The sequence below is a fragment of the Terrabacter sp. 05T424 genome (genome assembly GCF_056396225.1).
Genome location: NZ_JBFTLB010000001.1, coordinates 804381 through 830463, shown reverse-complemented (window position 1 = coordinate 830463; position 26083 = coordinate 804381). Strand labels below are relative to the sequence as shown.

Below are 26083 nucleotides of genomic sequence, written 5' to 3'. Positions count from 1 at the left end.
AGGTGAGTTCGGTCCGTGCCGACACACGAAGTGCGCCGCGACGGAGCGCCTCGCGCTCACAGAGGGGCTGACGAGCGACCTTGCTGTGTCGCTCGGGACGCGGCCCACGCCCCTGTCAGTGCTTCTCGGCCTTGAGGTCGCGCGACATGAGGCGGGGCCCGACCTCGCTCGCCGAGTGACCGTCGCGGATGACGGCGACGACCTGCTCGCAGATCGGCATGACGACGTCGTGCTGCTCGGCGAGCGTCAGGATCGACTGGCAGGACTTGACGCCCTCGGTGGTCGTGCGCAGCTCGGCGGTCGCCTCGTCGACGGTCATGCCGCGTCCGAGCCGCACGCCGAAGGAGTGGTTGCGCGACAGCGGCGACATGCACGTGGCGATGAGGTCGCCGACGCCGGCGAGCCCCATGAACGTCTGCGGGTGGGCACCGAGTGCGAGCCCGAGGCGGGTCGTCTCGGCGAGTCCGCGCGTGATGATCGTGGCCTTGGTGTTGTCGCCGAAACCCATCCCCTCGGCCATCCCGGAGGCGAGGGCGACGACGTTCTTCGTCGCCCCGCAGACCTCGGCACCGACGACGTCGGTGTCGGTGTAGGGCCGGAAGTAGGGCGTCGCGCAAGCGCTCGCCACGCGCTCTGCGGCCTCCATGTCGGTGCAGGCGACGACGCCGGCCGCAGGCTGACGCCTGGCGATCTCGGGCGCGAGGTTGGGGCCTGACACGACGACGATGCGGCTCGGATCGACCTCGGCGGCCTCGGCGATGACCTGGCTCATCCGCATCGTCGTGCCGAGCTCGACGCCCTTCATGAGCGAGACCACCGGCGCCGTCGACGGGATGGCCGTGCCCCAGTCGGAGAGGTTGGAGCGCAGCGTCTGCGACGGGACTGCGAGCACGACGATGTCGGCCTGGTCGAGCGCCTTGCCGGGGTCGGTGGTGGCCCGAACGGAGGACGGCAGCGCGAGCTCGGGCAGGTAGGCCTCGTTGCGACCGCCGTTGATGGCGTCGGCCACCTCGGCACGACGCGCCCACATGTTCACGTCGCAGCCGGCGTCCGCGAGGATCGCCCCGAAGGCGGTGCCCCAGTTGCCGCTGCCCATGACGGCGACGCGGGTCGCCGTCACGGTGTCTCCTCGTCGCCGTCGCGGCCGCGCTTGTCGGTGTGGTGCTTCTTGTGGCGGCCGATCTCGTGGTGCTTCATCGGGTCGCCGATCTCGGGCACCCCGTGCTGGCGCGGGTCGAAGGGATGCTGCGGGCGCTGCTCCCCCCGGATCTCCTCGAGCAGCCCGGTGATGCGGTCCATGAGGCGGTCGGTGGCCTCGCGCAGCACCTTGGTGTCGATGGGGCGGTCGTAGAGGTCCGACAGGTCGACGGCCGGACCGGCATACATGTGCATCGTCTTGCGCGGGAACAGGGAGGGGCGGTGGCCGTAGGGCGACAGGATCTCCTGGGCGCCCCACTGCGCCACGGGAATCAGGGGGCAGCGCGTCTCCAGTGCCACCCTGGCGGCGCCCGTCTTGCCGCGCATCGGCCAGAGGTCGGGGTCGCGCGTGATGGTGCCCTCGGGGAAGATGCCGAGCGGCTTGCCCGCACGCACGCCCTCGACCGCGGCCCGGTAGGCGCCGGCTGCCGCGACAGAGTTGCGGTAGACGGGGATCTGGCCGCTCTTCTTGATCAGCCAACCGACGACGGGGATGGTGAAGAGGCTGTCCTTGCCGAGGAAGTACGCCTCTCGACCACTGTCGTACATGAAGTGCGCGAAGACGAGCGGGTCGGCGTACGAGATGTGGTTGGGCGAGACGACGAATCCGCCTTCGGCAGGAAGGTTCTCGAGGCCCTTCCAGTCGCGCTTCGTCAGGCCCATCAGGAGCGGCCGGAGCAGGAGTGCCACGAGGCGGTAGGCCCAGGGCAGCCGCCTCTTGCGTGCACCGGCAGTCACGTTGTCACGTCCTCCTCGTCGTGCGCACGCCGGTCGACGTGGCAGGGCTTCATCTTGTCCACCTCACGGCGCGGTGTCGAGCAGCGCGACGGCGAGTGGGACGATACCGCCAGCATGTCGACCTCCCCGAACGCGCACCCCGAGCCCGCCTTGCCCTCCGTGTCGCACGGCGACTGGGTGGTGGTCGTCCCCGTCAAGGACACCCGCCACGGCAAGTCCCGCCTCGCACGCGCGGTGGGCTCCGACCGGGCAGCCCTGAGCGGCGCGATCGCCCACGACACCCTTTCGGCCATCGTCGAGGCGGTGGGCGCACGACAGGTGGTGCTCGTCACCGGCGACGAGCCGTTGGCCCTTGTGTGGCAGGCGAAAGGGGTCGCCGTCGTCGACGACCCCGGCCGCGGCCTCAACGACGCCATCTCCGCAGGTATGCGGCAGGCCGGCACGGCGTCTCGGGTGGCGGTCCTGCTCGGTGACCTCCCGGCCCTCGACGCAGCGTCACTGCGCATCGCCCTCGAACGCGCCGCGCACGAGGGCGAGTCGTTCGTCCCGGACGGCGAAGGCTCCGGCACGGTCCTGCGCTGCGGCCGTGCCTTCACACCGCGTTTCGGAGCCGACAGCGCTTCCCGTCACGCCGCCGACGGCGCCGTTCGCCTCGACCTACCACTCCCCCGGCTGCGCACCGACGTCGACGACGCACGCAGCCTGGCGCAGGCACGCCGCCTCGGCCTCGGGCCCGCGACGCGGGCAGTCCTGGAGGACCGTGCTTCTGGTTGGATCAGGAGCATGCAGGCGACCGTCCACCGCTTCGACCCCGACACCCACACCGGCAGCGTGCTGCGCGACGACGGCGTGGAGCTGTCGTTCGAGGCGCCGGCGTTCGAGGCGAGCGGGCTGCGGCTGCTGCGCACCGGCCAGCGCCTCACGGTCGACGTGGTCGACGACGTCGTCGTCGCGATGCGCATCGTCGGCGTCGGAGCCGGGCAGCCCATCCGCTGACCCGCACCCTCCGGGACGGGACCCGCCGTGACGCGGTCCCGCTGGCACGCGGTCCGGCTGAGATCCGGGCCCCGGTGGGGCGCGGTCCCGCTGGGGCGCGGTCCCGCTGAGACGCGACGTGGGCCCGACCGGTGACCGGTCGGGCCCGCGTCGTCGCCTCGGGCGGCCGTCAGGGCGTGTCGACGGCCGAAGCGATCACCTGGAGGCGGTCTTGCGAGCCGTCGTCTTGCGGGCGGGCGCGGCCTTCGTCGTCGTCTTCTTGGCGGCGGCCTTGGCGGGAACCGCCTTGGTCGCGGCCTTGCGCGTGGTCGTCTTCGCGGCCGCCTTGGTGGCCGCGGCCTTCGTCGTGGCGGTCTTCGTAGCCGTGGCGCGCTTGGCGGGAGCGGCCTTCGTCGCGGCGGCCTTCGTCGTCGTCGTCCTGGCAGCAGCCTTGGCCGGTGCGGCCTTCGTGGCCGTCTTGCGGGTGGTCGTCTTCGCGGTGGCCGCCTTCGTGGCAGTGGTGGCCTTGCTGGCGGTGGCGCGCTTCGCCGGGGCCGCCTTGGTCGCGGCAGCCTTCGTCGTCGTCCGCTTCGCGGCCGCCTTGGCCGGTGCCGCCTTGGTCGCAGCCTTCTTCGTCGTCGTCTTCTTGGCCGCGGTCTTCGCCGGCGCAGCGGCCACCGACGAGCCTGCGGAGGCACGCGTGGCCGCCGACTCGGTCTTCGAGAGCTTCTTGCTGCCCGACACGACCTCCTTGAAGTTGGTGCCCGAACGGAACTTGGGGACGCGGGTCTTCTTGATGCGCACCGTCGCCCCGGTCTTGGGGTTGCGGCCGGTGCGGGCGGCCCGGTCGGCCCGCTCGAAGGTGCCGAAGCCGGTGATGCCGACCTTGCCACCCTTGGCCACCTCGCGGATGACGACGTCGAGGAAGGCCTCCAGGGCGTCGGAGGCGACCTTCTTGCTGCCGAGCTTCGTCTCGAGCGCGTCGATCAGTTCTGCCTTGTTCACGTCTTCCCCTCCAGAGGACTGTCGGTGTCAGGCGACCCGACGATGTGCGTCCGGAACAGGTCCGGCTACCTCCTGACGTTAGGACGACTCGACGTGCCGCGTCCATCACCAAATGGTGGGTTTTTCGTTGTGTCGCAAGGAGTTTGACGCCTTCTGCGGCTTCCTGGGAGCCTAGTCGCCCCATTCCGGAGAGCCATCCAGGGATCGCACAAGAAGACGGATCCCGTTGCATTGCAACGGGATCCGTCTGTCTAGCCGCCTTGGGCGACAGCCCTTCCGAGGTCGATTCACGCCGGAGTGGTCACCGGCTTGTGGCTGGGCCGTCGTGACTCGAAATCGGTGACGAGATCCTCGTGTCGCAGGGTCAGCCCGATGTCGTCGAGCCCCTCGAGGAGCCGCCAGCGGGTGTAGTCGTCGATCTCGAAGGGGGCGACGATCTCCCCGGCGCGGACGGTGCGACCCACGAGGTCGACGGTGATCTCGGCACCGGGGTTGTTCTCGAGGTACTTCCAGATGAGCTCGACGTCGTCCTGCGCGACGATGGCCGTGAGCAGCCCCTGCTTGCCGCTGTTGCCGCGGAAGATGTCGGCGAACCGCGAGCTGATGACGACGCGGAAGCCGTAGTTCATCAGCGCCCAGACCGCGTGCTCGCGGCTCGACCCCGTGCCGAAGTCGGGGCCGGCGACGAGCACCGAACCGCCGGCATACACGGGGTTGTTGAGGACGAACGACTCGTCCTTGCGCCAGGCGGCGAAGAGGCCGTCCTCGAAACCGGTGCGCGTCACGCGCTTGAGGTACTCGGCCGGGATGATCTGGTCGGTGTCGACGTTGCTGCGGCGCAGCGGCACACCGATGCCCGTGTGGGTCTCGAACTTCTCCATGGCTCAGGCCTCTCCGGTCGTCGCGGACGCGAAGGGGGCGTTCTCGCCACCCGTGGTCTGCAGGTCGGCGGGGCTCGAGAGCGTGCCGAGCACCGCAGTCGCTGCCGCCACGAGGGGGCTCACGAGGTGCGTGCGGCCACCCTTGCCCTGGCGGCCCTCGAAGTTGCGGTTGGAGGTCGAGGCGCTGCGCTCGCCGGGGGCGAGGGTGTCGGGGTTCATGCCGAGGCACATCGAGCATCCCGGCAGGCGCCACTCGGCTCCTGCGGCGGTGAAGACCTTGTCGAGGCCCTCGGACTCGGCCTGCAGGCGCACCTTGGCCGAGCCGGGCACGACGAGCATGCGGACCCCGTCGGCGACGCGGTGGCCCTGGACCACGGCCGCGGCGGCGCGGAGGTCCTCGATGCGGCCGTTCGTGCACGAGCCGACGAAGACCGTGTCGACCTTGATGTCGCGCAGCGGCGTGCCGGGCTCGAGGCCCATGTAGGCCAGCGCGTTCGCCGCGGCGACGCGGTCGCTCTCGTCGGCGAAGGACTCGGGGTCGGGCACCGACTCGGAGAGGGGCAGGCCCTGGCCCGGGTTGGTGCCCCACGTGACGAAGGGGGTCAGCTGGGCCGCGTCGAGGTCGACCTCGGCGTCGAAGACGGCGTCATCGTCGGTGCGAAGGGCCGTCCACTCAGCGACCGCGGCATCCCAGTCGGCGCCGGTGGGAGCGTGCGGGCGACCCTGGAGGTAGTCGAACGTCGTCTGGTCGGGGGCGATCATGCCGGCCCGCGCCCCTGCCTCGATCGACATGTTGCACACCGTCATCCGGGCCTCCATCGACAGGGTCTCGATGGCCTCGCCGCGGTACTCGATGACGTAGCCCTGGCCACCGCCCGTGCCGATCTTCGCGATGACGGCGAGGACGACATCCTTGGCCGTGACGCCGTCGGGCAGCGCACCGCGCACGTTGACTGCGAGAGTCTTGAACGGCTTGAGGGGCAGCGTCTGGGTGGCGAGCACGTGCTCGACCTCGGACGTGCCGATGCCGAACGCGAGCGCCCCGAAGGCTCCGTGGGTCGAGGTGTGGCTGTCGCCGCAGACGACCGTCATGCCGGGCTGCGTCAGCCCCAGCTGGGGGCCGACGACGTGGACGATGCCCTGGTCGGCGTCGCCCATGGGATAGAGGCGAACCCCGAACTCTTCGCAGTTGCGGCGCAGGGTCTCGACCTGGACCTTCGAGACGGGGTCGGTGATCGGGCCCGGCGTCGTCGGGACGTTGTGGTCCTCGGTGGCGAGCGTGAGATCCGGCTTGCGCACGGAGCGGCCGGCGAGTCGAAGGCCGTCGAAGGCCTGGGGGCTCGTGACCTCGTGGAGCAGGTGGAGGTCGATGTAGAGGAGGTCGGGCTCCCCCTCGGCGCGACGGACGACGTGTGCGTCCCAGACCTTCTCGGCCAGTGTGCCTGCCATGACTGCCTCTGACTCCCTCCGCGACGACGACTGGTGGTGCCGAGCGCGCGCGCCATCGAGGACCTGGTCGCGACATCGCTCTTCGGCAAGACTGAACCTTTTATGGGCCCAACGGATTGACGTCTCAGTGCCTGAGACGTCAATATCAGTGCATGGACAACTCTTCAGGGGTCGGTGTTCTCGACAAGGCCGCCACGGTGCTCGGCGCCCTCGAGGCGGGCCCAGCCACCCTCGCCCAGCTGGTCGGAGCCACCGGACTCGCACGTCCCACGGCGCACCGTCTGGCCGTGGCGCTCGAGCACCACCGTCTCGTCTCGCGCGACATGCAGGGTCGCTTCGTGCTCGGCCCGCGCCTCGGCGAGCTCGCCTCGGCAGCAGGCGAGGACCGCCTCCTCGCCGCGGCGGGCCCGGTGCTCGGCGCGCTGCGCGACCACACGAACGAGAGCGCGCAGCTCTTCCGCCGCCAGGGCGACCAGCGCATCTGCGTGGCCGCCGCTGAGCGGCCCGTCGGCCTGCGCGACTCGATCCCCGTCGGGGCGACGCTCTCCATGCTCGCCGGCTCGGCGGCCCAGGTGCTGCTGGCCTGGGAGGAGCCCGACCGGCTCCACCGTGGGCTGCAGGGTGCCGCCTTCACGGCCACGGCGCTGTCGGGGGTGCGCCGCCGTGGCTGGGCGCAGAGCGTTGCCGAGCGCGAGGCGGGCGTCGCCTCGGTGTCCGCCCCCGTACGCGGGCCGTCGGGTCGCGTCGTCGCCGCGGTCTCGATCTCCGGCCCGATCGAACGGCTGTCGCGCCAGCCCGGTCGGCTGCACGCGGCGACCGTGGTTGCCGGGGCGAACAAGCTGACCGAGGTGCTCCGCCGCCACCACGCGATGCAACAGCAGCAACAGCAGCAACAGAACGCCTGAGCCGGCAGACGGGCGCCACATCCTCGGCTCCATGGACGGGAGCCAGACGGGCATTGCACAACAGATCGGTCACGATCTGTCGCCCGGCCCCTTGTCGGACAACCTTTCAGGGGGTGGTCGCGTCACCCTCAGTGCAGTGCAACGACGCACGGCACGTCGCATGTCGAACCATGCTGAACAAGGGGTCACGATGCAGGCAGCCAGCTCCACGGTCCGTTCCGCAGGCGTTCTGCGCCGCGCCCTGGTGCTGACCGGCGCCCTCGCGCTCATGGCCGGCACCGCGGCCTGCACGCCGACCGCGACACCCGAGGCCGCAGCGACGAACGTCGGCCAGAGCGTGGGCTCGACACCGACCACACCCGCGCAGACGCCCGCGTCGACACCGGCCGACACGGCGACGCAGACGCCGGCTGCCACCCCCAGCTCCACGCCCTCGGCCGCACCGACCACCAAGGCGCCGAAGCCGGCACCGCAACCGGCACCGAAGCCGGCACCCTCACCGGCACCGAAGCCCGAGCCGGCCCCCGTCGTCATCCTCAAGGCGGGCGACAGCGGAACGACGGTGCGCTCACTCCAGGCCCGGCTGCGCCAGGTCGGCTGGTTCTCCGGCGATGTCAGCGACCGCTACGGCCAGAAGACCACGGAGGCCGTGCGCGGCTTCCAGGCCAAGCGCGGCTACGACGCGACCGGCGACCTCGACGAGCGCACCTGGGACAAGCTCGTGTCGATGACCCACCGGCCGACCACCGACGAGCTGGCGAACGTCAAGCCGAAGCCGGCCGAGCCGAAGGCCGGACCCAGCCCGTCCGATCTCGACGAGCGGTGCATGACCGGACGGGTCATGTGCGTCAGCAAGACCACGCGGCGCCTGACCTGGGTGATCGACGGCGTGCCGCAGTACGGCTTCGACGTGCGCTTCGGCAGCGACGAGCTGCCCACCCGCGAGGGCGTCTTCTCGGTCTACAAGAAGAAGGTCGACGTCATCTCGAACCTTTACCACACGCCGATGCCCTACTCGATGTTCTTCTCCGGGGGCCAGGCCGTGCACTACTCGTCGAACTTCGCGCGCCTCGGCTACGCGGGTGCCTCCCACGGCTGCGTCAACGTGCGCAACAAGCCGCTGCTCGTCCGGCTGTACAACGAGGTGCGGATCGGCGACAAGGTCGTCGTGCACTGGTGACCGCACCTGTCACGACCGGTGACGCACTGGTCACCGACGCGTGAGCACGCAGCCGTAGGCTGGCGAGGTCCACTCCCCCGGGCCCAGAGGAGTCAGCGTGCTCAAGGTTGGTTGGAAGGCGTCAGCGGAGCAGTTCGGGCCGCGTGACCTCGTTGCGTATGCCGCCCGGGCCGAGGAGGTCGGGCTCGACTCGGTCTTCATCTCCGACCACTTCCAGCCCTGGCGCCACCAGGGAGGGCACGCGCCGTTCGCGATGTCGTGGCTCGCGGCCGCCGGTGAGCGCACCGAGCGCATCCAGCTCGGCACATCGGTGATGACCCCGACGTTCCGCTACAACCCGGCGGTCGTGGCCCAGGCGTTCGGCACGCTCGGCGCGCTCAACCCGGGGCGCATCGTCCTCGGGATCGGCACCGGCGAGGCCCTCAACGAGGTCGCGGTCGGCGCGGCCGGCTCTCCGTGGCCCGAGTTCAAGGAACGCTTCGCCCGCCTGCGCGAGGCCGTGACCCTGATGCGCCGGCTCTGGACCGAGGAGCGGGTCGAGTTCGAGGGCGACTACTACCGCACCCACGCGGCGACGGTCTACGACCGCCCCGACCAGCCGATTCCCGTCTACGTGGCCGCGGGTGGCCCCCTCGTCGCGAGGTATGCCGGCCGGTCCGGCGACGGGTTCATCTGCACGTCCGGCAAGGGTCGTGAGCTCTACGAGGACAAGCTCCTCCCGGCTGTCGACGAGGGGCTCGCGAAGTCGGGCCGCACGCGCGACGACATCGACAAGATGATCGAGATCAAGCTGTCCTACGACCGCGACCCCGACCAGGCGCTGCACAACGTCCGGTTCTGGGCGCCGTTGTCGCTCAGCGCCGAGCAGAAGCACGGCGTCGACGACCCTGTCGAGATGGAGCGTCTAGCCGACGAGCTGTCCGACGAGCAGATCGCCAAGCGATGGATCGTCACGAGCGACCCGCAGGAGGCCGTCGACGCCGTGCGGCAGTACGTCGACTGGGGCTTCGACCACGTCGTCTTCCATGCCCCGGGCCACGACCAGGGCCGCTTCCTAGAGCAGTTCTCGGCAGACGTGCTGCCCGGGCTGCGCGAGCTCGGCTGACCTGGACCGCCGCCGCCCCACGGCGAGCCTGGCGTGCCGGCGCCGGGACCTCTCCCCGGTCGTCCCGAACGCCCTGCCCAGGCCGGTGACGACGGTCGGGGTCGCTCGCGTAGCGGTAGATCGAGTGTGCGTCGCGCCAGTACTGCACGACGGTGGGCCCTCGCGCCCCGAGGAGGGTGCGGGCCTTTCGGACAGTGAGACTACCCAAACTTGGAGAGTCATACTATCCAAAGTCAAGGAGGTTCTTCCGTGCGCATCTCGGAGTTGTCGGAACGCAGTGGCGTCACCATCCCCACCCTGAAGTACTACCTGCGCGAGGGGCTGCTGCATGCCGGCGAGCTGCACGGCGCCACGCGGGCGGAATACGACGACTCCCACCTCGAACGCGTCCGCCTCGTGCGCACGCTCGTCGACGTCGGCCGGCTCTCGATCGAGCGGGTGCGTGAGGTGGTCCGAGCCATCGACGCCCCTCCGACCGGCCGGCACGAGCTGCTGGGTGCGGCCCACGAAGCGCTGCGGCCGCACCCGCCGACGTCCACGCCGACCCCCGACGCCCTGGCTCAGGTGGCGGCCCTGGGGCTGCCCGAGTGCGAGCACTCCCCGGCGAGCCTGCAGCTCGCACACGCGCTGACCTCCGCGGCGGCCGGAGGCTGGACCATCGAACCGACGACCCTCGCGGTGTGGCTGGGCGCGATGCGCGAGGTGGCCCAGACCGACGTCGTCGCCGAGCTCGGCCAGGTGTCGGCCGGCGAGGCGCTGCGCTACGCGATCGTCGGGAACGTGCTCACCGACCCGGTGCTGCTGGCCCTGCGTCGGGTCGCGCAGGAGGACGTGAGCACAGAGCGCTTCGGCACAGGCCCGATCGGCCGGGCCTGAGATGAGGAAGACCCCGGTCCGTGCGGACCGGGGTCTTCCTCACGCTCTCTCGAGCATCACGTAGCCCCGACGGGATTCGAACCCGCGCTACCGCCTTGAGAGGGCGGCGTGCTAGGCCGCTACACAACGGGGCCGTGAGCGGTGCCGAGCGGACTCGGCACGAGAAGAAACCTTACCGTGAGGTTTGGATTTCTCCGAATCGGCTCACGTTGCCGTGAGCCGGAGCTGGGGTACCAGGACTCGAACCTAGAATGACGGAACCAGAAACCGTAGTGTTGCCAATTACACCATACCCCAAGGGGTTTCACTCCGAGCCTGCCTCGCGGCCGGTACGGGGTGAACCGAATGGGAATACTACCGGTCCGTGAGCGGTGGCCCAAATCGGCGGTCGAGGGCGGCCGTGAGGTCGTCCAGACGCACCACCGAGGCGACCTCCTCGCTGGTGCCGAGGCCCGCCCGGTCGAGCCAGACCCCACGCAGCCCGGCCGCTTGGGCTCCGAGGACGTCCCACTCGAGGCTGTCGCCCACGCAGACGACACGGGCGGGGTCGACGTCCATCAGACGGCACGCCTCCACGTAGACGCGCGGGTCTGGTTTGCCGAAGCCGAGGGTGTCGGTCGTGACGACCACGTCGAACCGGTGCGCCAGGTCGAGCACCTCCAGCTTGACCTGGGTCGGCGCGAGGGCGGAGTTGGTGAGCAGTGCGACGGGCAGGCGGAGACGGTGGGTCGCGTCGAGCAGCCCGGGCACGTCGGGGAAGAGCCGCTGTGCACCACGAAAGGCAGGGGCGTACGCGTCCTCGAACGAGCGGTGAGCGTCGGGCGGGACGTCGAGACCGAAGGCCACGGCGACCTCGGCGAGCCGCCCGGCGCGCATGGCGTCGAACGCCACGTCACCGGAGGCGTAGCGCGGGAACCACCGCTCGGGGTCGTCGTAGTAGCGCTGGGCCATGGCCCGGTGGTCGTCGACGCGGTGCGGCCAGATCGCGGCCGCGGCCTCGGTGCCAGCGACGACCATGGCTGCACGGGTGTCGACGATGGTGTCGTCGACGTCGAGCAGCACCCCCCTGACACCGTCGAGGGCGACGTCCAGCTTCGAGGCGCTCACGAGGCCCCCTCCCCCAGCCCGAACAGGGGCAGCGCCGGCGCGACGCCGTGGACGACGACGTCGTGAGGGAGCCCAGAGGCGGACCACGTCGCCGCCTCGAGCCGGAGGTGCTGGAGGGTCTCGCCCGAGTGCTCGAGGACCGAACGGTGCGTGTCGCGGTAGCCGAGGGCCCGGGACACTCCGAGCGAGCCACCGTTGCCGACAACGGCTGAGCTGATCGCGGCGAGCGCGTCGAGGTGGCCGAACGCGAGGGCCAGCACGGCGGCCCGCATCTGCTTGCCGAGCCCCCTGCCCCGCGCAGGGACGACGAGCCACGACGACGAGTCGACGGTGCGCTCGGACGTCCAGTCGGGGCCTTCCAGCCATTGCACGCCCACGACGTCGGCGCCGCGGCGCGCCACGAACGGCAGCGCCCAGTCGTCAGGCGACCACATGCCGAGCGCCCGCCAGTAGCCCTGCGCCAGGACGGCACGTCGGTTGGCCGGGCCGTCGAGGCCGGCATACCGGGTGGCGTGCGGGTTGAGCTCGACGTCTGCCGGCATGACCTGCGCCAGCACGGGCAGGTCGGCCTCGGTCATGACCCGCAGGTCGAGCTCGGCGTTGCGCAGGCGTATGCCGTGCAGCGGCCACACGCTTCCGGTGCCGTGGTCGTCCACGACGGTCTCGGCCACGCCGTCAGAGGGAGTCGCGCAGCGACCGCAGGCGGTTCAGCGTCGACGTCTTGCCGAGGATCTCCATGGATTCGAAGAGCGGCGGCGAGATGCGCTGTCCCGACACGGCGGTGCGCAACGGGCCGAACGCGAACCGCGGCTTGATGCCGAGGCCCTCGACGATCGCCGTGCGCAGCGCCTCCTCGATGGTGACGGCGTTCCAGGGGCTGCCCGTGCCGAGGACGCCCTCGCCGTGGTCGTCGATGTCACCGAGCACACGGAGAGCGGCGTCGAGCACGTTGCCGGCGTCGTCCTTGAGCTGCGCTCGGGCGTCGTCGTGGATCTCGAGCTGGTCGTCGGCGACGAAGAACGGGCCCACGAGAGCCGGCGCCTCGGTGAGCAGCGCCATGCGGGTCTGGATGAGCTCGGCGACGGCCTTGAGCCGCGCGAGCTCGCCGAGCGACTGGGTCTCACCGAGGATGCCGGCATCGACGAGGTGGGGCAGCAGCCGGCTGGCGAACTCGCCGACCTCGAGCGCACGGATGTGGACGCCGTTGAGCCACTCCAGCTTCTTGAGGTCGAAGATGGGGCCGATGGGGTTGACCTTGGCCCAGTCGAACGTGCGGCTGAAGTCATCGAACGTGAAGACTTCGACGTCGGCGCCCTCAGCGTCCTGCTGCGGCGGATAGGCAAGCAACGCAAGGAAGTTCACGAGCGCCTCGGGCAGGTAGCCCTGCTCGCGGAACCACGTGAGCCGTGCCGCGGGGTTCTTGCGCTTGGAGATCTTGGACTTGTCGGTGTTGCGCAGCAGTGGCATGTGCGCGAACTTCGGCGGCTCGAGACCCAGCCAGCGGTAGAGCAGGATGTGCTTGGGCGTCGAGCTGATCCACTCCTCGCCGCGCACGACGTGGGTGATGCCCATCTCGTGGTCGTCGACGACGACGGCCAGGTGGTAGGTGGGGAACCCGTCGGCCTTCAGGATGACCTGGTCGTCGGGGCGCGGCGCCGACACCTTGCCGCGGATGACGTCGTCGAAGACGAGCGGCACGTCGTCGGGGACGAGCATGCGCACGACGGGCGTCTCGGTGAAGCCGGGAAGGGCGGCGCGCTCGTCGCGGGTCTTGCCGACACAGAGGCGGTCGTAGCCCGTGGGCTGCTTGGTCTTCTGCTGGATCTCGCGCATCTGGTCGAGGCGCTCCTTGGAGCACCAGCAGTGGTAGGCGTGCCCGTCGGCGACGAGGCGGTCGACGTACGGGCGGTAGGTGTCGAGTCGCTCGCTCTGGCGGTAGGGCGCGAACGGGCCACCGATGTCGGGGCCCTCGTCCCAGTGGAGCCCGAGCCACGCGAGCGTGTCGTAGAGCTGGGCCTCGGAGTCCTCACGGAACCGGGCGCGGTCGGTGTCCTCGACGCGGAGGACGAACTGGCCGCCCTGCTGCCGCGTGAACGCGAGGTTGAAGAGCGACATGTATGCGGTGCCCACGTGCGGGTCGCCCGTGGGGCTCGGCGCGACTCGCGTGCGCACCGGTCCGCTGCCGTCGGACGTGCTGCGCCGGGCGTGCTCGGCCTGGCGCACCTCGACCTGCGCGTCGCCCGAGACGGACCCGGACGGGGACCCCGGGAGGGAACTGGACGGCATACCTGGTGTGTTCTCGCTCATGGTGCGAACAGCCTAGTGGCCGCCGCGAGCCGACCGGCGTGCGGCGTCGGGCGACCCGGGTCGGGGTCGCCGGCCCTCAGTGCCCGACAGCGCCGGGAGGGCCATCGACGTCGTCGTGCTTCGCGTCGTAGGTCGCGTCCTCGTCGGGCCCCTGGTCGGGCTCGCCTGCGCCGGCATGACGTCCGGCGTAGTCGCCCTGCGGCTCGTCGGTCGGGTCGGAGGCCGTCGTCTCGTCGTTGCTCATGGGCTCGACCCTAGGTGCCGCCGGCGGTCAGCGCCTGACGAAGGTGTTGGTGAGCGAGCCGATCCCGGCGATCTCGACAGTCACCTGCTGACCGGCCTCGACGAGACCGACCCCGGCCGGCGTACCGGTGAGGATGACGTCGCCGGGCAGCAGCGTGAAGGCGGCAGAGGCGTACTCGATGATCTTCGAGATGCCGTGGATCATGTCGGCGGTGGTGCCGTCCTGCTTCACGTCACCGTCGAGCGTGGTCACGATGGACAGGTCGGCCGGGTCGAGCTCGGTCTCGACCCACGGCCCGAGCGGGCAGCTCGTGTCGAAACCCTTGGCCCTGGCCCACTGTCCGTCGGTGCGCTGCCAGTCACGTGCCGTGACGTCGTTGGCGATGGTGTAGCCGTAGATGCAGTCGGCGGCGTTCTCGGCCTTGACGCCCTTGGTGATCGTCTTGATGACGACGGCGAGCTCACCCTCGTAGGAGATCTCACCGCTGCCGGCCGGCAGCACGACGGGGTCGAAGGGGCCGACGACGGAGGTGTTCGGCTTGAAGAACATCATCGGCTCGGCGGGCGCCTCGCCGCCCATCTCCTTGGCGTGGTCGGCGTAGTTCTTGCCGATGGCCACCACCTTGGAGCGCGGGATGACGGGGGCGAGGAGACGGACCTCCTCGAGCATCACCGGCGGCTGCCCGCTGGGCTGGAGCCCCACGTAGAGAGGGTCGCCCGCGAGCGGGGTGATGATCTCGCTGCCGGGGTCGCCCTGGACGATGCCGTATGCCGGGTCGTCCCCGGTCGTGAACCTCGCGATGCGCACGCACCCACCCTAGCCACAGGGCGCTCCGCGCCCGGCCGGCGTCCGGTGTCATGCGCGTTCGGTCCGGGTCAGGGTCAGAACGTGCGCCGCAGTCGCAGGTCGAGCGGCCGGCCGTCCGGGTCGTAGACGAGCCGGTAGAGCGGGTCGGCCCACAGTCGGGTGAGCCGGCTCTGGTCCGGGTCGTCGAGCGGACGCAGGCGGCCGGGTGGCCGGGCACCGCGATCGCCGGCAGCTGGCCCCTGCCGCCAGCGCTCCAGTTCATCGGCGCTCGCGGCGTACGCGTCGAAGTGGTCTTCGAGGGCCAGCTCGCCCTGGGCGCCGAGGTGCTCGCGGGCGAGCGCCTGGCGCAGGTCGCGGGCAAAGCCGTGGTGCACCACGGCTGCGGACAGCTCGGAGTCGTGCGTCCACGAGCGCCGGTTGAAGTTGTCCGAGCCGACCGTGACCCACTCGTCGTCGACGACGCAGACCTTGGCGTGCACGTACACCGGTGTGCCGGCAGGGTTCTCGATGCCGTAGACGGCGACGCGGCCGGGCGCTGCCGCCCTCAGGTCGTCGAGCAGCCGGGCGCGGCTCACGAGGTTGGGGGCGCGGCTCACGGCCCCGTCCTGGTCGGGCTGGTGCGGGAGCACGGCGACCAGCCGCAGGTCGGGCGCCCGGCGCAGGGTGTGCACGAGCAGCGCGCACACCTCGCTCGACCACAGGTACTGGTCCTCGAGGTAGATCAGGTGCCGGGCGTGGGCGAACGCCTTGGCGTAGCCACGGGCGACGCTCCTCTCCCCACGGGGCGCGAACGGGTAGCCACCCAGGCGACGGCCGTAGGTGCGCAGCAGCTGGACCGGGTGGTCGCCCGTGGGAGCCGGGTCGGGTGCCTGCTGCGGCAGGGGGCGGCGGCGCGGACGGTCACCCCGCCTGGCGTCGAGTGCGAGTCGGACGGGCGAGCGGGTCAGCGCCTGCGGGTCGTCCCAGCGCTCGCGGAAGACCGTCTCGACATCGCCCACGACCGGACCGGTCAGGGCCAGCTGGACGTCGTGCCACGGGGGCCTGGCCCCGTAGACGCGGGCCATGGACTGCGGCTGCGGGTCGCCGGCGTGGTCTGCGTCGTCGCGGCGGCTGTGGCACAGGTCGATCCCGCCGAGGAACGCGACGTCGAGCTCGGGCCGGTCGGGGTGTCGCAGGACGACGAACTTCTGGTGGTGCGAGCCGCCGAGCCGCACGCGCATGTCGAGGTGGCACTCGCCGCCGGCCGCGTTGACGTCCTCCTCGAGGTGGCGGTTCTCGTCCGCCGAGAACGCGAGCCGGTCCCAGTGGGAGCGCCAGACCAGTCCGCGCACGTCGACCCCGCGCCGCGCGGCGTCGGCGAAGACCCGGGCGACCTCGCTGCCGGGCTCACCCGTCAGCCGCTCGTCCGGGTCACCGCGCCAGTCGACGAAGAGCAGCAGGTCCCCGGCAATCATCGACGCCACGCGTCGGGTGAGTTCCGCGAAGTAGGCCTTCCCGTGGATGAGCGGGGTGACCGTGTTGCCCTCGCTCCAGGCGCGCCCGTCGGGGTGGCGCGTGTCGAGGCGCGTCCACGGGTTGCCCCGTTCGGAGGCGCTGAGATACCAGTCGGCGGCGAACACGGACCGAGCGTATGCCGCCACGCACAGCCTCGTGGGTCAGCGCGGCCAGACGATCGTGACGTCGGCCGGCGAGCCGGGCGCGCCACTGCGGCGCGTGCGGTACTCCGGCACACCGACGCACGTCCACAGCAGACCGGCGACGTCCTCGCCGAGCAGGCTCACGAGGTCGGAGTCACGGAAGGTCATCCCTGACGCGGCCGCGCCCAACGCGTACGCCATCAGGTGCAGTCGGCCCTCCACGAGTCCGGCGAGCAGCTGGGCGTCGCGGTAGTCGTGGTCGTCGAGGTCAGCCAACCGCGTGCCGCTCATGGCCACGAAGGCGGCGTCGTGTGCGAGCCCCTGCTCGAGGGCCGCACCGAAGAGCTCGTCGCGCACCACCTGCTCGTCGAGCGCCCGCACCGGGGCGTCGACCTCGGGCCATCGGGCCACACCGGTCGGCACGCCCTCGACGCCGCTCACCCCGACCCAGTGCGGGACGGCGATGCCACGCAAGGCGGCGTTCATCGCATCGTCGAGCACGTCGCGTGACAGGCTCCGGTCGGCATGGAGTCGACGGATCGAGCCCTTGCTGGCGACGACGGCGTCGATGGCCGGCCCCGGGCCTGTTGCTGCGAGGGAGACGGCGGCCCCACGCGAGATCTCCACCCCGAGCCCGGTGCGCTCCCCCGCCCGCTGGGCCGCGGTCACGAGCGGGAACTCGAGGCCGTCGGCGTCGTGGTGACCGCCGAGCGCGTCGCCGGTCGGATGGACAGCCGGCGTGCCGGGGCCGAGGGCGACGAGCGCGACCGGGAACTCCCTGGCACCGTCGGCCCCGACCAGGGCCGCGACCTCCCGGTCGGCGAACGTCGTGAAGAGGCGGGCCGGCACGCCGGCGCCGTCGGCCAGGGCGAGCAGCTGGGCCAGCATCGTGCCGGCGTCCCAGTAGATGTGACGGAAGCCCCGCTCGCGATAGCGCCATCCGGTGCGCCATGGGATGCCGGTGACGACGACCGTCGGGGCATCGCCGGCGGGGGGCGGCCCCACCGCCACGAGCGCGTGCGCCTCGGGGTCGTACCAGTAGACCCCGGGCGCCACCTCTGCGGAGAGGACGCCCGGGTCGACGCCGCGAGGCACGGCCACGTAGAGCTCCAGCGGGAAGCGCGCACCGGCCGACCCTGCCGCCCGGAAGAGCATCACGCCGCCGTCAGGCCGCTTCGTCCGACGGGTGACGCCCGACGACAGGTAGAGGAGGCGTGCCAGGCCGGCCAGGTCGAGGCGGCCCGTGGGCACGTCGGCCGTGCCGGCGAGCAGCGCGGCCGCAGGAGCGGTGGCGGCGGGCAGCTCCTGCGGAAGGAGGGTGCGCCTCAGGTCGTCGCCGTAGCCCTTGTACCAGGCGGGGCGGCGGGTGACGTCGTTCGGCACCAGGTCCTGGACGAGGCGATCGTCGTCGGGCACCTCGGTCCACTCCCGTTCGTGGGAGTAGCTCGTGAGGCGGTGGAGCAGGTGGGTGGGCCGTTCGGTGTCCGCAGCCATTGCCCCATCCTGCTCCGGACGGCTCGCGCGTGGCGGGATGTCGGGGGCGATCGCCTACCCTCGTGGGGTGCAGGTGCTGGGCGAGCAGGAATGGCGGGAGCGCACCGCGGCCCACGAGGGGCGCGTCGACGCCGCGACCGCGGCGCACCTCGAGCGCCGTCGCGACCACCAGACGCACCCCGTCGAGGACTTCCTCTTCACCTACTACTCCTACAAGCCCGCCCAGCTGCGGCGGTGGCACCCGGGCGCCGGGGTCGCCCTCGCCGGGGGCACGCGCGCGCCGCACCCCGAGTGGCGGTTCTACGTCGTCGACGGCGATCATGCGCGCGTCGACGACGACGCGTTCGTGGCCGCGCGCGGTGACACCCTGCGCTTCGTCCGCGAGCTGCTCGTGCGGACCGCGGACCGGCCGGCACGATTCGGCTGCTTCGGACTGCACGAGTGGGCCATGGTCTACCGACAGGGCCACTCCGACGTGCGGCACACGGGCTGGCCGCTGCGACTCGGCACGGAGGGCACCGACGCCGTCGTCGAGAGCCACCAGATCGCCTGCTCCCACTTCGACGCCTACCGCTTCTTCACCCCTGAAGCCGTGCCGCGCAACGCCCTGAGACCGACCCGCGCGAGCCAGACGGATCTCGAGCAGCCGGGCTGCCTGCACGCCGGCATGGACCTCTACAAGTGGGCGCACAAGCTGGTGCCGGCCGTGTCGAGCGAGCTCGTCATGGACTGCTTCGAGCTGGCCCGTGACATCAGGTCGCTGGACATGCGCGCCGCACCGTACGACCTCCGCGAGCTCGGCTACGAGCCGGTGCGCATCGAGACGTCCGAAGGCAAGGCGCAGTACGCCGCCGAGCAGCGGGCCTTCTCGGTGCGCGGGCAGGCGCTCCGGCAACGCCTCGTCGAGGCCATCGACCGGGTCATGGCCCTCGAACCGTCAGCCTGACCCACCGCCCCCCGCTCGAGTGCTCACTTCTCGACGGAGCCCACGTCGGGAACTGGGCACTCGACGGTGACCGGGTCGTGAGAGGCGCGTCCCAAGTTTTTTGGTTTCCCCACGTATCACCGCCGGGATGCGCCACTCTGATGGGTGTCGGCGAAGGTTCCACGGCACGCGCGCCGGCGATATCCACCCCACGGGGGTGGTGCTGGGCGGGGCCTGGGCCGCCCAGCACTTTCAGGTCTGTCCCCACGTCAGGGGACGGAGCCGAGGCCGCGCACGATGACGGCGAGCCCGATCTCGAACGCCTTGGCCTCCGACGTCGCGTCGGGCACCGGAAGCTCGGACTCGACCTGCGCCGCCAGCGCCCGGTTCTGTTGCGCCGCAACGGAACCCAGGATGTGGTTGACCACCAGCGCGGCGACGTCGTCGCGTTCTGAGGCGGTCGCCCCCGCCTCGTAAACCAGTCGGGCGAGGTCGCGCAGCGCTTGGGCGGCACCCGGCTCGACGGCATACGCCAGCCCGACGACGTCGGCCGCATCGGGCACCTGCACCAGCGCCTCCCGGATGGCCACCGCCAGTCCGGTCAGGGCCTCGGCGGCCGGCGGGCCGGTCGGCGGCCGCGGGATCTCGGCGAGCAGGACGTCGGCCACCTCGACGAGCAGCTCCTGCTTGTTGGCGACGTGCCAGTACAGGGCGCCGGGCGCCACTCCGAGCTCGCGCGCCAGGCGCCGCATGGACAGGTCGCCGAGGCCGTAGCGGCGGAGCAGGTTGACGGCGGCGTCGACGACCTGCTGCCTGCTGAGTGGCACGCGCTCCCCCGGTCCTCGGCGAGCGGGCCCGGCCACGGACCCGCGTTGACAACCGAGCCTAGCGACTCGGCATACTGAACACCGTTCAAGTTGAACACCGTTCAACGTCGTATGCAAGGAGCCAGCATGACCAGCCGTTTCGACGATCTCGCCGACGCCGTGCTGGCCGGCACGCCCGCCACCGCGGAGGACGCCCTCGATGCCCTGCGGGCCGGAGACGACGAGCTCCTCGATCTCGTGGCAGCGGCGGCACGCCTGCGGCGCAAGCACTTCGGCAACACGGTGAAGGTCAACTACCTCGTCAACCTCAAGTCGGGACTGTGCCCCGAGGACTGCCACTACTGTTCCCAGCGCCTCGGCTCGCAGGCCGACATCCTGAAGTACACCTGGCTCAAGGCCGACGAGGCCATCGAGCAGGCGGCCGCGGGGCTGCGCGGCGGAGCGACCCGCATCTGCATGGTCTCGAGCGGGCGGGGCCCGACCGACCGCGACGTCGACCGGGTCGCCGGCATGGTCGGCGCGCTCAAGCAGGAGCACCCCGACGTCGAGGTCTGCGCGTGCCTCGGCCTGCTCAAGGACGGCCAGGCCGAACGCCTGCGCGACGCCGGCGTCGACGCGTACAACCACAACCTCAACACGGCCGAGTCCCACCACGACGACATCGTCACGACTCACACCTACGCCGACCGCGTCGACACGGTGACCAAGGCGAAGGGTGCCGGCCTGTCGCCCTGCTCGGGCCTCATCGCCGGTCTGGGTGAGAGCGACGAGCAGCTCGTCGAGGCCCTCTTCGCCCTCCGCGCCCTCGGCTCCGACTCCATTCCGGTCAACTTCCTGATGCCGTTCGACGGGACGCCGCTCGAGGGCACGTGGGAGCTCACCCCCGGACGCTGCCTGCGCATCCTGGCGATGGCCCGCTTCGTCTGCCCCGACAAGGAGATTCGCGTCGCAGGCGGCCGCGAGATGCACCTGCGGTCGCTCCAGGGTCTCGCCCTCCACGTCGCCAACTCGATCTTCCTCGGCGACTACCTCACGTCCGAGGGGCAGGCCGCCGAGGCCGACCTCGAGCTCATCCGCGACCACGGGTTCGTCGTCCTCGGGGCCGGTGCCGACGACGAGGCGAGGCCCGCTCTCGACACACATGACCCCGCCAAGCGCCGGCGCGGTGCCGGCACCGACGTTCCCGCCAATGCCTGAGACGCTCGGCACGTCTGTTGCGGCCCGCGACCGCGGGCTCGTCTGGCACCCCTACGCCCCCCTCGACGGGCCCGAGCCGTATGCCGTGGAGCGGACCCACGGCGTGCGGCTGTCCCTCACCGCTCCCGACGGCGAGACCTTCGAGGCCATCGACGCGATGGCCTCGTGGTGGTGCACCGTGCACGGCTACCGGCACCCGGCGCTCGACGCCGCGGCCCGTGACCAGCTCGACCGCTTCAGCCACGTCATGTTCGGCGGCCTGACCCACGAGCCCGCCGTGACCCTCGCCGAGCGGCTGACCGCCGTCGCCCCCGGCCAGATGGCTCACGTCTTCTACGCCGACTCCGGCTCGGTGTCGGTCGAGGTGGCCCTCAAGCTGTCACTCCAGTACCAGGCGGCCAGGGGCAGACCCGGCCGGCAGCGCTTCCTCACGGTTCGCGGCGGCTACCACGGCGACACCTTCGCCGCCATGAGCGTGTGCGACCCGGTCGACGGCATGCATTCGGCCTTTCCCGGCGCCCTGGCCCGCCAGCTCTTCGCTCCACGGCCTCCCGCGGCTCGGCTGCTCGTGAGCGCTGACGGCGAGGAACGTTGGGAGACCGATCAGTCCGCGGTCGAGGCATGGGTCGCCGAGGTCCGGTCGCTGGCAGCCACGCATTCCGACGAGCTGGCAGCGATCATCGTCGAACCGGTGCTGCAGGGTGCAGGTGGCATGCACGTCTACCACCCGGACTGCCTGCGAGAGCTGCGCCGTGTGGCCGACGAGCACGGGCTGCTCCTCGTCGTCGACGAGATCGCCACAGGGTTCGGGCGCACCGGCCGGCTCTTCGCGTCCGAGTGGGCTGACGTCTCCCCCGACGTCATCTGCGTCGGCAAGGCACTCACCGGCGGATACCTCACTCTCGCGGCGGTGCTCACCACTCGCCACGTCGGCGAGGCGATCACTCGCTCCGACTTCAGGGCACTGCTCCACGGCCCCACCTTCATGGCCAACCCGCTGGCCTGCGCCGTGGCCAACGCGTCCCTCTCCCTCGTCGAGAACGGCTGGAAGGACGACGTCCCCCGCGTGGGACGCCTGCTGCAGGAGCACCTCCTGCCGGCTGCCGACCTGCCCGAGGTCGCCGACGTGCGCACCCTCGGTGCCGTCGGGGTCGTCCAGCTGCGCTCGCCGGTGGACGTGACGGCGGTGACCCGGGCCGCCCTGCGACGCGGCGTGTGGGTGCGGCCCTTCCGCGACCTCGTCTACACGATGCCTCCCTACGTCTGCACCGACGACGACGTCCGTGCCATCGCCGATGCCGTCGTGGGCGCGGTCTGGGAGGTCCACGGGTGAGCGACGTCTGGGAGTCGTGGCTGCGCGAGCGTGCAGCGCTGCGCGCCGAACGCGGAGTCGAGCGGTTCGACCCCGTGCTGCGGGTCGGCGGCCGCCGACCCGGCACGCACGAGGCGCTCGACCTCGCGTCCAACGACTACCTCGGTCTGGCACGCGACGACAGGGTCGTCGCCGCCGCGCACGACGCACTCGACCGTTACGGGGCGTCGGCCACGGCGAGTCGCCTCGTGACCGGCACCCTGCCCGTGCACCGCGACCTCGAGGCGGCGCTGTGCCGCCTCACCGGGCAGCCCAGCGCGCTCGCGTTCTCGACCGGGTATGCCGCCAACCTCGGCGTGCTGACCGCGATGACCGGGCGCGGGGCCGAGATCCTGCTCGATGCGCACGCGCACGCGTCGCTCCATGACGCCGCCCGGATGTCACGCGTCCCCCACGAGACGTTTGCCCACAACGACCCAGCCGACCTCGACCGCGAGCTCGCGAAGCGTCCGGGCCGCCGCGTGGTCGTCGCCGTGGAGTCGATCTACTCCGTGCTCGGCGACGCCGCGCCGCTCACCTCCATCGTCGAGGTTTGCCGGCGCCACGACGCCCTCCTGGTGGTCGACGAGGCCCATGGCATCGGCGTCGCCGGCGAGGGACGGGGGCTGGTCCACGAGCTCGGCCTCGTCGGCACCCGGGACCTCGTCGTCACGATGACGCTCTCGAAGGCCCTCGGTTCGCAGGGCGGCGCGGTGCTCGGCTCCACGACCCTGCGCAACCACCTGGTCAACACCGCGCGTCCCTTCATCTTCGACACCGGTCTCGCCCCGGCAGCCGCAGCCGCGGCCGCGGCAGCCGCCGACCTCGTCATGGAGGACCCCTCCCTCGCGGCTGCAGTGCGCGACAACGCGCGGGTCATCGCGACCGTGTGCGGCATCGACCAGGCGGCCGGCGCCGTGCAGTCGCTCCCGATGCCCTCACCGGAGGCTGCGGTGGCAGCCTGCCTCGACCTGCGAGCCCAAGGCGTGCTCGTCGGCTGCTTCCGACCGCCGAGCGTGCCGGACGGCGTGTCGCGACTCCGGGTGACCGCGAGGGCCGACCTCGCGGGTGACGACCTCCTGCAGGCCGCTCGGCTCGTCGCTCGGGTTGCGCGGCACCACGCACCGCGACCCTGGGGTGGCGGGGCCGTCGAGGGGCCACGGGCGGTGGACGCTCCCTCCACCGTCCGTGGCCTCCCGACGGTCGCGGCGGTCGAGGGCGCGCAGGACCCGGCGTCGACGTCCCCGCTCGCCCAGATCCCACCCCACGACACCGATGGCTGACCTCACGCTGCCGAGGGTCGTGGTCGTCACCGGCACCGACACCGACGTGGGCAAGACCGTCGTCACGGCCGCGGTCGTCGCCGTGCTCGTCGAGGCCGGGCTGACCGTCGCGGCCTACAAGCCCACGCAGACCGGGGTGGCGCCCGGTGGGTCCGGTGGGTCCGGTGAGCCCGGTGGGCCCGGTGACATGGGCGAGGTCGAACGGCTGACCGGCGCCCCCACCGTGGAGGGGACGAGGCTCCGAGCACCCATGGCGCCCCGCCCGGCGGCAGCCCTGGAGGGTGCTTCGCTCCCGAACCTCGCCGACCACGTCTCCACGATCAACGATCTGTCCACACGTCACGACGTGGTCGTCGTCGAGGGCGCCGGCGGCCTCCTCGTCGAGCTCACCGACGCGGGGGAGACTCTTGCCGACCTCGCCGCTGCGCTCCCCGAGTGCGCCACGGTGCTCGTGGTCCGGAGCGCGCTCGGAACCCTCAACCACACGATGCTCACCCGAGAGGCGCTGTCGCACCGGCAGATCCGGGTGCTCGGCCTCGTCATCGGCGCGTGGCCGAGCGCCCCCGACGTGATCGAGACGACGAATCGCGACTACCTCTCAGCGCTGCCCGAGGGCCTGCTCGGCGCAGTGCCGCAGGGCGCCCCGGCGCTCGCGCCGGACGTCTTCCGGGGAGAGGCCGCGACGTGGCTGCCCGGCCTGGCAGCACTGACCGCCGCGCCTCAGCGGCGCGGCACGCCCTGACGCAGCAGTCCGTGGACGATGCCGTCGGTGAGCGCGCGCCACGACGCGGCGAGGATCGAGCCGGCGACGCCGATGGTGTCCCAGGACGTCTCGCCGTCGGAGGTCTCGATGAGCACGCGGGTCACGGCGTCGGTGCCGTGCGACGCGTCGAGGATGCGCACCTTGAAGTCGATGAGCTCGATCTTCTCGATCTCGGGGTAGGCGCGGCTGAGGGCCTCACGCAGGGCGTGGTCGAGGGCGTTGACGGGTCCGTTGCCCTCGCCGGTGGCGATGAGCCGCGAGCCGTCGGCGCGGAGCTTGACGGTCGCCTCGGACGTCGCGTCGCCGTCACCTGAGGAGTCGGTGATGACGCGCCACGACTCGACCTCGAAGTAGTCGGTGCAGCCGGGGTCGAGCGCCTCGCGAAGCATCCGCTCGACCGTGGCGTCGGCGGCGTCGAAGGTCCACCCGCGCAGCTCGAGGTCCTTGACCTCGGCGAGCACCCGGGCCACGACGTCGGGCCGCTCGGACAGGTCGAGCCCGGCCTCGCGTGCCTTGAGCTCGATGCTCGCCCGGCCGGCCATGTCGGAGACGAGCGTGCGCATGCCGTTGCCGACGAGCGCCGGGTCCATGTGCTGGTAGAGGTCAGGGTCGACCTTGAGCGCGCTCGCGTGCAGGCCGGCCTTGTGCGCGAAGGCGCTCGCACCCACGTAGGGCTGCCGGCTGTAGGCGGGGACGTTGGTGACCTCGCTGATCGCGTGGGCGATGTGCATGGCACGTCGGAACGAGTCGACCTCCATGGCCTCGAGCCCGAGCTTGAACTGGAGGTTGGCGGCGACGGTCACGAGGTCGGCGTTGCCGGTGCGCTCGCCGTAGCCGTTGACGGTGCCCTGCACGTGGGTCGCGCCGGCTCGCACCGCGGCGACGGAGTTGGCGGCGGCGCAGCCGGTGTCGTTGTGGCAGTGGGCACCGATGCGGGCACCGGTGGCGCCGATGACGTCGGCCACGACCTGCTCGACCTGGTGGGGCAGCATGCCGCCGTTGGTGTCGCAGAGCACGACGACCTCGGCGCCTGCGTCGTGCGCCGTGCGCACGACCGAGAGCGCGTAGTCGCGGTCGAGGTGCCAGCCGTCGAAGAAGTGCTCGCAGTCGAGGAAGACGCGCCGACCCTGCCCGACGAGGTAGGACACGGTGTCGCGCACCATTTCGAGGTTCTCCTCGAGAGTGGTCTTCAGGGCGCGCTCGACGTGACCGGTGTGCGACTTGGCGACGAGGCACACGACCGAGGCGCCCGAGTCGACGAGGGCCTGGACGAGCGGGTCCTGCGCCGCGGCCCCGCCGGCCTTCCGGGTGGCCCCGAAGGCGGCGAGGGTCGCGCGGCGGAGATGGAGCTCCTGGCGGGCCCGGTCGAAGAACTCGGTGTCCTTCGGGTTGGCACCCGGCCAGCCACCCTCGATGAAGTCCACCCCGAGGTCGTCGAGCAGTCCGGCAATGGCCAGCTTGTCCGACACCGAGAGGTTGAGACCTTCCTGCTGGGCGCCGTCGCGCAGGGTGGTGTCGTAAACGTGCAGGGCATCCATGACCTTCATTGTCCTTGATCCAGGGGGCGGGTCGACGTGGCCGCTCGGTCCTCGGTCCCATTCAGCTCGTGCCGCTCGGCCCGGTGTGGCTCTGCAGCGGTCTCCGTGGCTCGTGGCCGGGAAACAAAAAGACCCCCCGGGGACGGGAGGTCTGCGCGACGAGAGGTGTTCTCGTCGCGCTAGCTGATAATGAGCGTGCTCGTGGCAAGCCGGGAAGCGGTCACGGGATCAGGGTGGCAGGGCCGCTCGCCCAGCGAAACCGCGGGTCCGCCATGTGGGACCACGTATGCCG

24 protein-coding genes and 2 tRNA genes are annotated in these 26083 nt (G+C 71.5%); 10 read left to right on the top strand and 16 right to left on the bottom strand.

From position 1 onward, the window contains the following. Positions 1–115: 115 nt before the first annotated feature. Together AC1DE0_RS03850 and AC1DE0_RS03845 are read right to left on the bottom strand one after the other, a co-directional pair. Positions 116–1120 carry an NAD(P)H-dependent glycerol-3-phosphate dehydrogenase gene (locus AC1DE0_RS03850; protein WP_478097284.1) on the bottom strand — a complete coding sequence of 335 codons (1005 nt, stop codon included), beginning with the start codon at positions 1118–1120 and terminating at the stop codon, positions 116–118. Further along, positions 1117–1935: a lysophospholipid acyltransferase family protein gene (locus AC1DE0_RS03845; protein WP_478097281.1), complete on the bottom strand. Its 819-nt coding sequence runs from the start codon at positions 1933–1935 to the stop codon at positions 1117–1119. Before AC1DE0_RS03845 ends, AC1DE0_RS03850 begins: the two co-directional genes overlap by 4 nt. A gap of 114 nt (positions 1936–2049) precedes the next feature. Here AC1DE0_RS03845 and cofC point away from each other — a divergent pair, with 114 nt between their 5' ends. Beyond that, positions 2050–2931: a 2-phospho-L-lactate guanylyltransferase gene (gene cofC, locus AC1DE0_RS03840; protein ID WP_478097279.1), complete on the top strand. Its 882-nt coding sequence runs from the start codon at positions 2050–2052 to the stop codon at positions 2929–2931. A 195-nt stretch (positions 2932–3126) separates the two neighbouring features. On the opposite strand, the gene AC1DE0_RS03835 is transcribed toward cofC, so the two are convergent. The 3 genes from AC1DE0_RS03835 to leuC form a co-directional block, all read right to left on the bottom strand. Continuing rightward, positions 3127–3915, bottom strand: coding sequence for an HU family DNA-binding protein (locus AC1DE0_RS03835; protein ID WP_478097277.1), 789 nt, complete (start codon positions 3913–3915; stop codon positions 3127–3129). Between the two features lie 287 nt (positions 3916–4202). Further along, positions 4203–4796, bottom strand: coding sequence for a 3-isopropylmalate dehydratase small subunit (gene leuD / locus AC1DE0_RS03830; RefSeq protein ID WP_478097275.1), 594 nt, complete (start codon positions 4794–4796; stop codon positions 4203–4205). 3 nt (positions 4797–4799) lie between these two features. Further along, positions 4800–6245: a 3-isopropylmalate dehydratase large subunit gene (gene leuC / locus AC1DE0_RS03825; RefSeq protein ID WP_478097273.1), complete on the bottom strand. Its 1446-nt coding sequence runs from the start codon at positions 6243–6245 to the stop codon at positions 4800–4802. Between the two features lie 152 nt (positions 6246–6397). On the opposite strand from leuC, the gene AC1DE0_RS03820 reads away from it, so the two are divergent. The 4 genes from AC1DE0_RS03820 (at position 6398) to AC1DE0_RS03805 (ending at position 10311) form a co-directional block, all read left to right on the top strand. Next, a complete protein-coding gene (locus AC1DE0_RS03820) occupies positions 6398–7150 on the top strand; it encodes an IclR family transcriptional regulator (RefSeq protein ID WP_045191628.1) in 753 nt (250 codons plus the stop codon). Between the two features lie 190 nt (positions 7151–7340). Continuing rightward, on the top strand, positions 7341–8330 hold the full coding sequence (locus AC1DE0_RS03815) for a L,D-transpeptidase family protein (RefSeq protein ID WP_478097270.1): 990 nt from the start codon (positions 7341–7343) through the stop codon (positions 8328–8330). A gap of 97 nt (positions 8331–8427) precedes the next feature. Next, positions 8428–9435 carry a glucose-6-phosphate dehydrogenase (coenzyme-F420) gene (gene fgd / locus AC1DE0_RS03810; protein WP_478097268.1) on the top strand — a complete coding sequence of 336 codons (1008 nt, stop codon included), beginning with the start codon at positions 8428–8430 and terminating at the stop codon, positions 9433–9435. Positions 9436–9684: 249 nt separating this feature from the next. Further along, positions 9685–10311, top strand: a complete 627-nt coding sequence (locus tag AC1DE0_RS03805) for a MerR family transcriptional regulator (RefSeq protein WP_478097266.1) — start codon at positions 9685–9687, stop codon at positions 10309–10311. A gap of 61 nt (positions 10312–10372) precedes the next feature. Here AC1DE0_RS03805 and AC1DE0_RS03800 read toward each other — a convergent pair. The 9 genes from AC1DE0_RS03800 to AC1DE0_RS03760 form a co-directional block, all read right to left on the bottom strand. After that, positions 10373–10445: transfer RNA gene (locus AC1DE0_RS03800), tRNA-Glu, on the bottom strand. Between the two features lie 91 nt (positions 10446–10536). Continuing rightward, positions 10537–10608, bottom strand: a tRNA-Gln gene (locus AC1DE0_RS03795). A 57-nt stretch (positions 10609–10665) separates the two neighbouring features. Continuing rightward, positions 10666–11418 (bottom strand): HAD family hydrolase, encoded by a 753-nt coding sequence (locus tag AC1DE0_RS03790; protein WP_478097264.1) that lies wholly within the window; start codon positions 11416–11418, stop codon positions 10666–10668. Beyond that, positions 11415–12089 carry a GNAT family N-acetyltransferase gene (locus AC1DE0_RS03785; RefSeq protein ID WP_478097262.1) on the bottom strand — a complete coding sequence of 225 codons (675 nt, stop codon included), beginning with the start codon at positions 12087–12089 and terminating at the stop codon, positions 11415–11417. Before AC1DE0_RS03785 ends, AC1DE0_RS03790 begins: the two co-directional genes overlap by 4 nt. Before the next feature lie 4 nt (positions 12090–12093). Beyond that, entirely contained in the window at positions 12094–13533 is a 1440-nt protein-coding gene (gene gltX / locus AC1DE0_RS03780; RefSeq protein WP_478097756.1) for a glutamate--tRNA ligase, read from the bottom strand. A 268-nt stretch (positions 13534–13801) separates the two neighbouring features. Continuing rightward, positions 13802–13969: a hypothetical protein gene (locus tag AC1DE0_RS03775; protein WP_478097259.1), complete on the bottom strand. Its 168-nt coding sequence runs from the start codon at positions 13967–13969 to the stop codon at positions 13802–13804. A 27-nt stretch (positions 13970–13996) separates the two neighbouring features. After that, a complete protein-coding gene (locus AC1DE0_RS03770) occupies positions 13997–14776 on the bottom strand; it encodes a fumarylacetoacetate hydrolase family protein (RefSeq protein ID WP_478097257.1) in 780 nt (259 codons plus the stop codon). Positions 14777–14850: 74 nt separating this feature from the next. Then, positions 14851–16395, bottom strand: coding sequence for a phospholipase D family protein (locus AC1DE0_RS03765; protein ID WP_478097255.1), 1545 nt, complete (start codon positions 16393–16395; stop codon positions 14851–14853). A gap of 36 nt (positions 16396–16431) precedes the next feature. Then, complete coding sequence (locus tag AC1DE0_RS03760; protein ID WP_478097253.1) at positions 16432–17907, bottom strand: SagB/ThcOx family dehydrogenase; 1476 nt, start codon at positions 17905–17907, stop codon at positions 16432–16434. 67 nt (positions 17908–17974) lie between these two features. On the opposite strand from AC1DE0_RS03760, the gene AC1DE0_RS03755 reads away from it, so the two are divergent. Beyond that, on the top strand, positions 17975–18853 hold the full coding sequence (locus tag AC1DE0_RS03755) for a 3-methyladenine DNA glycosylase (protein ID WP_478097251.1): 879 nt from the start codon (positions 17975–17977) through the stop codon (positions 18851–18853). A gap of 248 nt (positions 18854–19101) precedes the next feature. Here AC1DE0_RS03755 and AC1DE0_RS03750 read toward each other — a convergent pair whose 3' ends face one another. Then, positions 19102–19659 (bottom strand): TetR family transcriptional regulator, encoded by a 558-nt coding sequence (locus AC1DE0_RS03750; RefSeq protein WP_478097249.1) that lies wholly within the window; start codon positions 19657–19659, stop codon positions 19102–19104. A 126-nt stretch (positions 19660–19785) separates the two neighbouring features. Between AC1DE0_RS03750 and bioB the strand changes: the two genes are divergently transcribed. The 4 genes from bioB to bioD are packed head-to-tail and all read left to right on the top strand — an operon-like array spanning position 19786 to position 24232. After that, the gene (gene bioB / locus AC1DE0_RS03745) at positions 19786–20856 is read left to right on the top strand and encodes a biotin synthase BioB (protein WP_478097247.1); all 1071 of its coding nucleotides are present in this window, start codon (positions 19786–19788) and stop codon (positions 20854–20856) included. Beyond that, positions 20849–22189, top strand: coding sequence for an adenosylmethionine--8-amino-7-oxononanoate transaminase (gene bioA, locus AC1DE0_RS03740; RefSeq protein WP_478097245.1), 1341 nt, complete (start codon positions 20849–20851; stop codon positions 22187–22189). Before bioB ends, bioA begins: the two co-directional genes overlap by 8 nt. Next, complete coding sequence (locus AC1DE0_RS03735; protein WP_478097243.1) at positions 22186–23490, top strand: 8-amino-7-oxononanoate synthase; 1305 nt, start codon at positions 22186–22188, stop codon at positions 23488–23490. Before bioA ends, AC1DE0_RS03735 begins: the two co-directional genes overlap by 4 nt. After that, positions 23483–24232: a dethiobiotin synthase gene (bioD, locus tag AC1DE0_RS03730; protein ID WP_478097241.1), complete on the top strand. Its 750-nt coding sequence runs from the start codon at positions 23483–23485 to the stop codon at positions 24230–24232. Before AC1DE0_RS03735 ends, bioD begins: the two co-directional genes overlap by 8 nt. On the opposite strand, the gene cimA is transcribed toward bioD, so the two are convergent. Continuing rightward, positions 24211–25791: a citramalate synthase gene (gene cimA / locus AC1DE0_RS03725; protein WP_478097239.1), complete on the bottom strand. Its 1581-nt coding sequence runs from the start codon at positions 25789–25791 to the stop codon at positions 24211–24213. The two genes, bioD and cimA, sit on opposite strands and share 22 nt — an antisense overlap. Between the last annotated feature and the right edge of the window lie 292 nt (positions 25792–26083).

Excerpts from the sequence above, each read along its gene's own strand:
- cofC (WP_478097279.1), top strand. The coding sequence starts at position 2,050 with ATGTCGACCTCCCCGAACGCGCACCCCGAGCCCGCCTTGCCCTCCGTG.
- leuD (WP_478097275.1), bottom strand. The coding sequence starts at position 4,796 with ATGGAGAAGTTCGAGACCCACACGGGCATCGGTGTGCCGCTGCGCCGC.
- leuC (WP_478097273.1), bottom strand. The coding sequence starts at position 6,245 with ATGGCAGGCACACTGGCCGAGAAGGTCTGGGACGCACACGTCGTCCGT.
- AC1DE0_RS03820 (WP_045191628.1), top strand. The coding sequence starts at position 6,398 with ATGGACAACTCTTCAGGGGTCGGTGTTCTCGACAAGGCCGCCACGGTG.
- AC1DE0_RS03815 (WP_478097270.1), top strand. The coding sequence starts at position 7,341 with ATGCAGGCAGCCAGCTCCACGGTCCGTTCCGCAGGCGTTCTGCGCCGC.
- gltX (WP_478097756.1), bottom strand. The coding sequence starts at position 13,533 with ATGTCGCTCTTCAACCTCGCGTTCACGCGGCAGCAGGGCGGCCAGTTC.
- AC1DE0_RS03775 (WP_478097259.1), bottom strand. The coding sequence starts at position 13,969 with ATGAGCAACGACGAGACGACGGCCTCCGACCCGACCGACGAGCCGCAG.
- AC1DE0_RS03760 (WP_478097253.1), bottom strand. The coding sequence starts at position 17,907 with ATGGCTGCGGACACCGAACGGCCCACCCACCTGCTCCACCGCCTCACG.
- bioB (WP_478097247.1), top strand. The coding sequence starts at position 19,786 with ATGACCAGCCGTTTCGACGATCTCGCCGACGCCGTGCTGGCCGGCACG.
- bioA (WP_478097245.1), top strand. The coding sequence starts at position 20,849 with ATGCCTGAGACGCTCGGCACGTCTGTTGCGGCCCGCGACCGCGGGCTC.
- bioD (WP_478097241.1), top strand. The coding sequence starts at position 23,483 with ATGGCTGACCTCACGCTGCCGAGGGTCGTGGTCGTCACCGGCACCGAC.
- cimA (WP_478097239.1), bottom strand. The coding sequence starts at position 25,791 with ATGGATGCCCTGCACGTTTACGACACCACCCTGCGCGACGGCGCCCAG.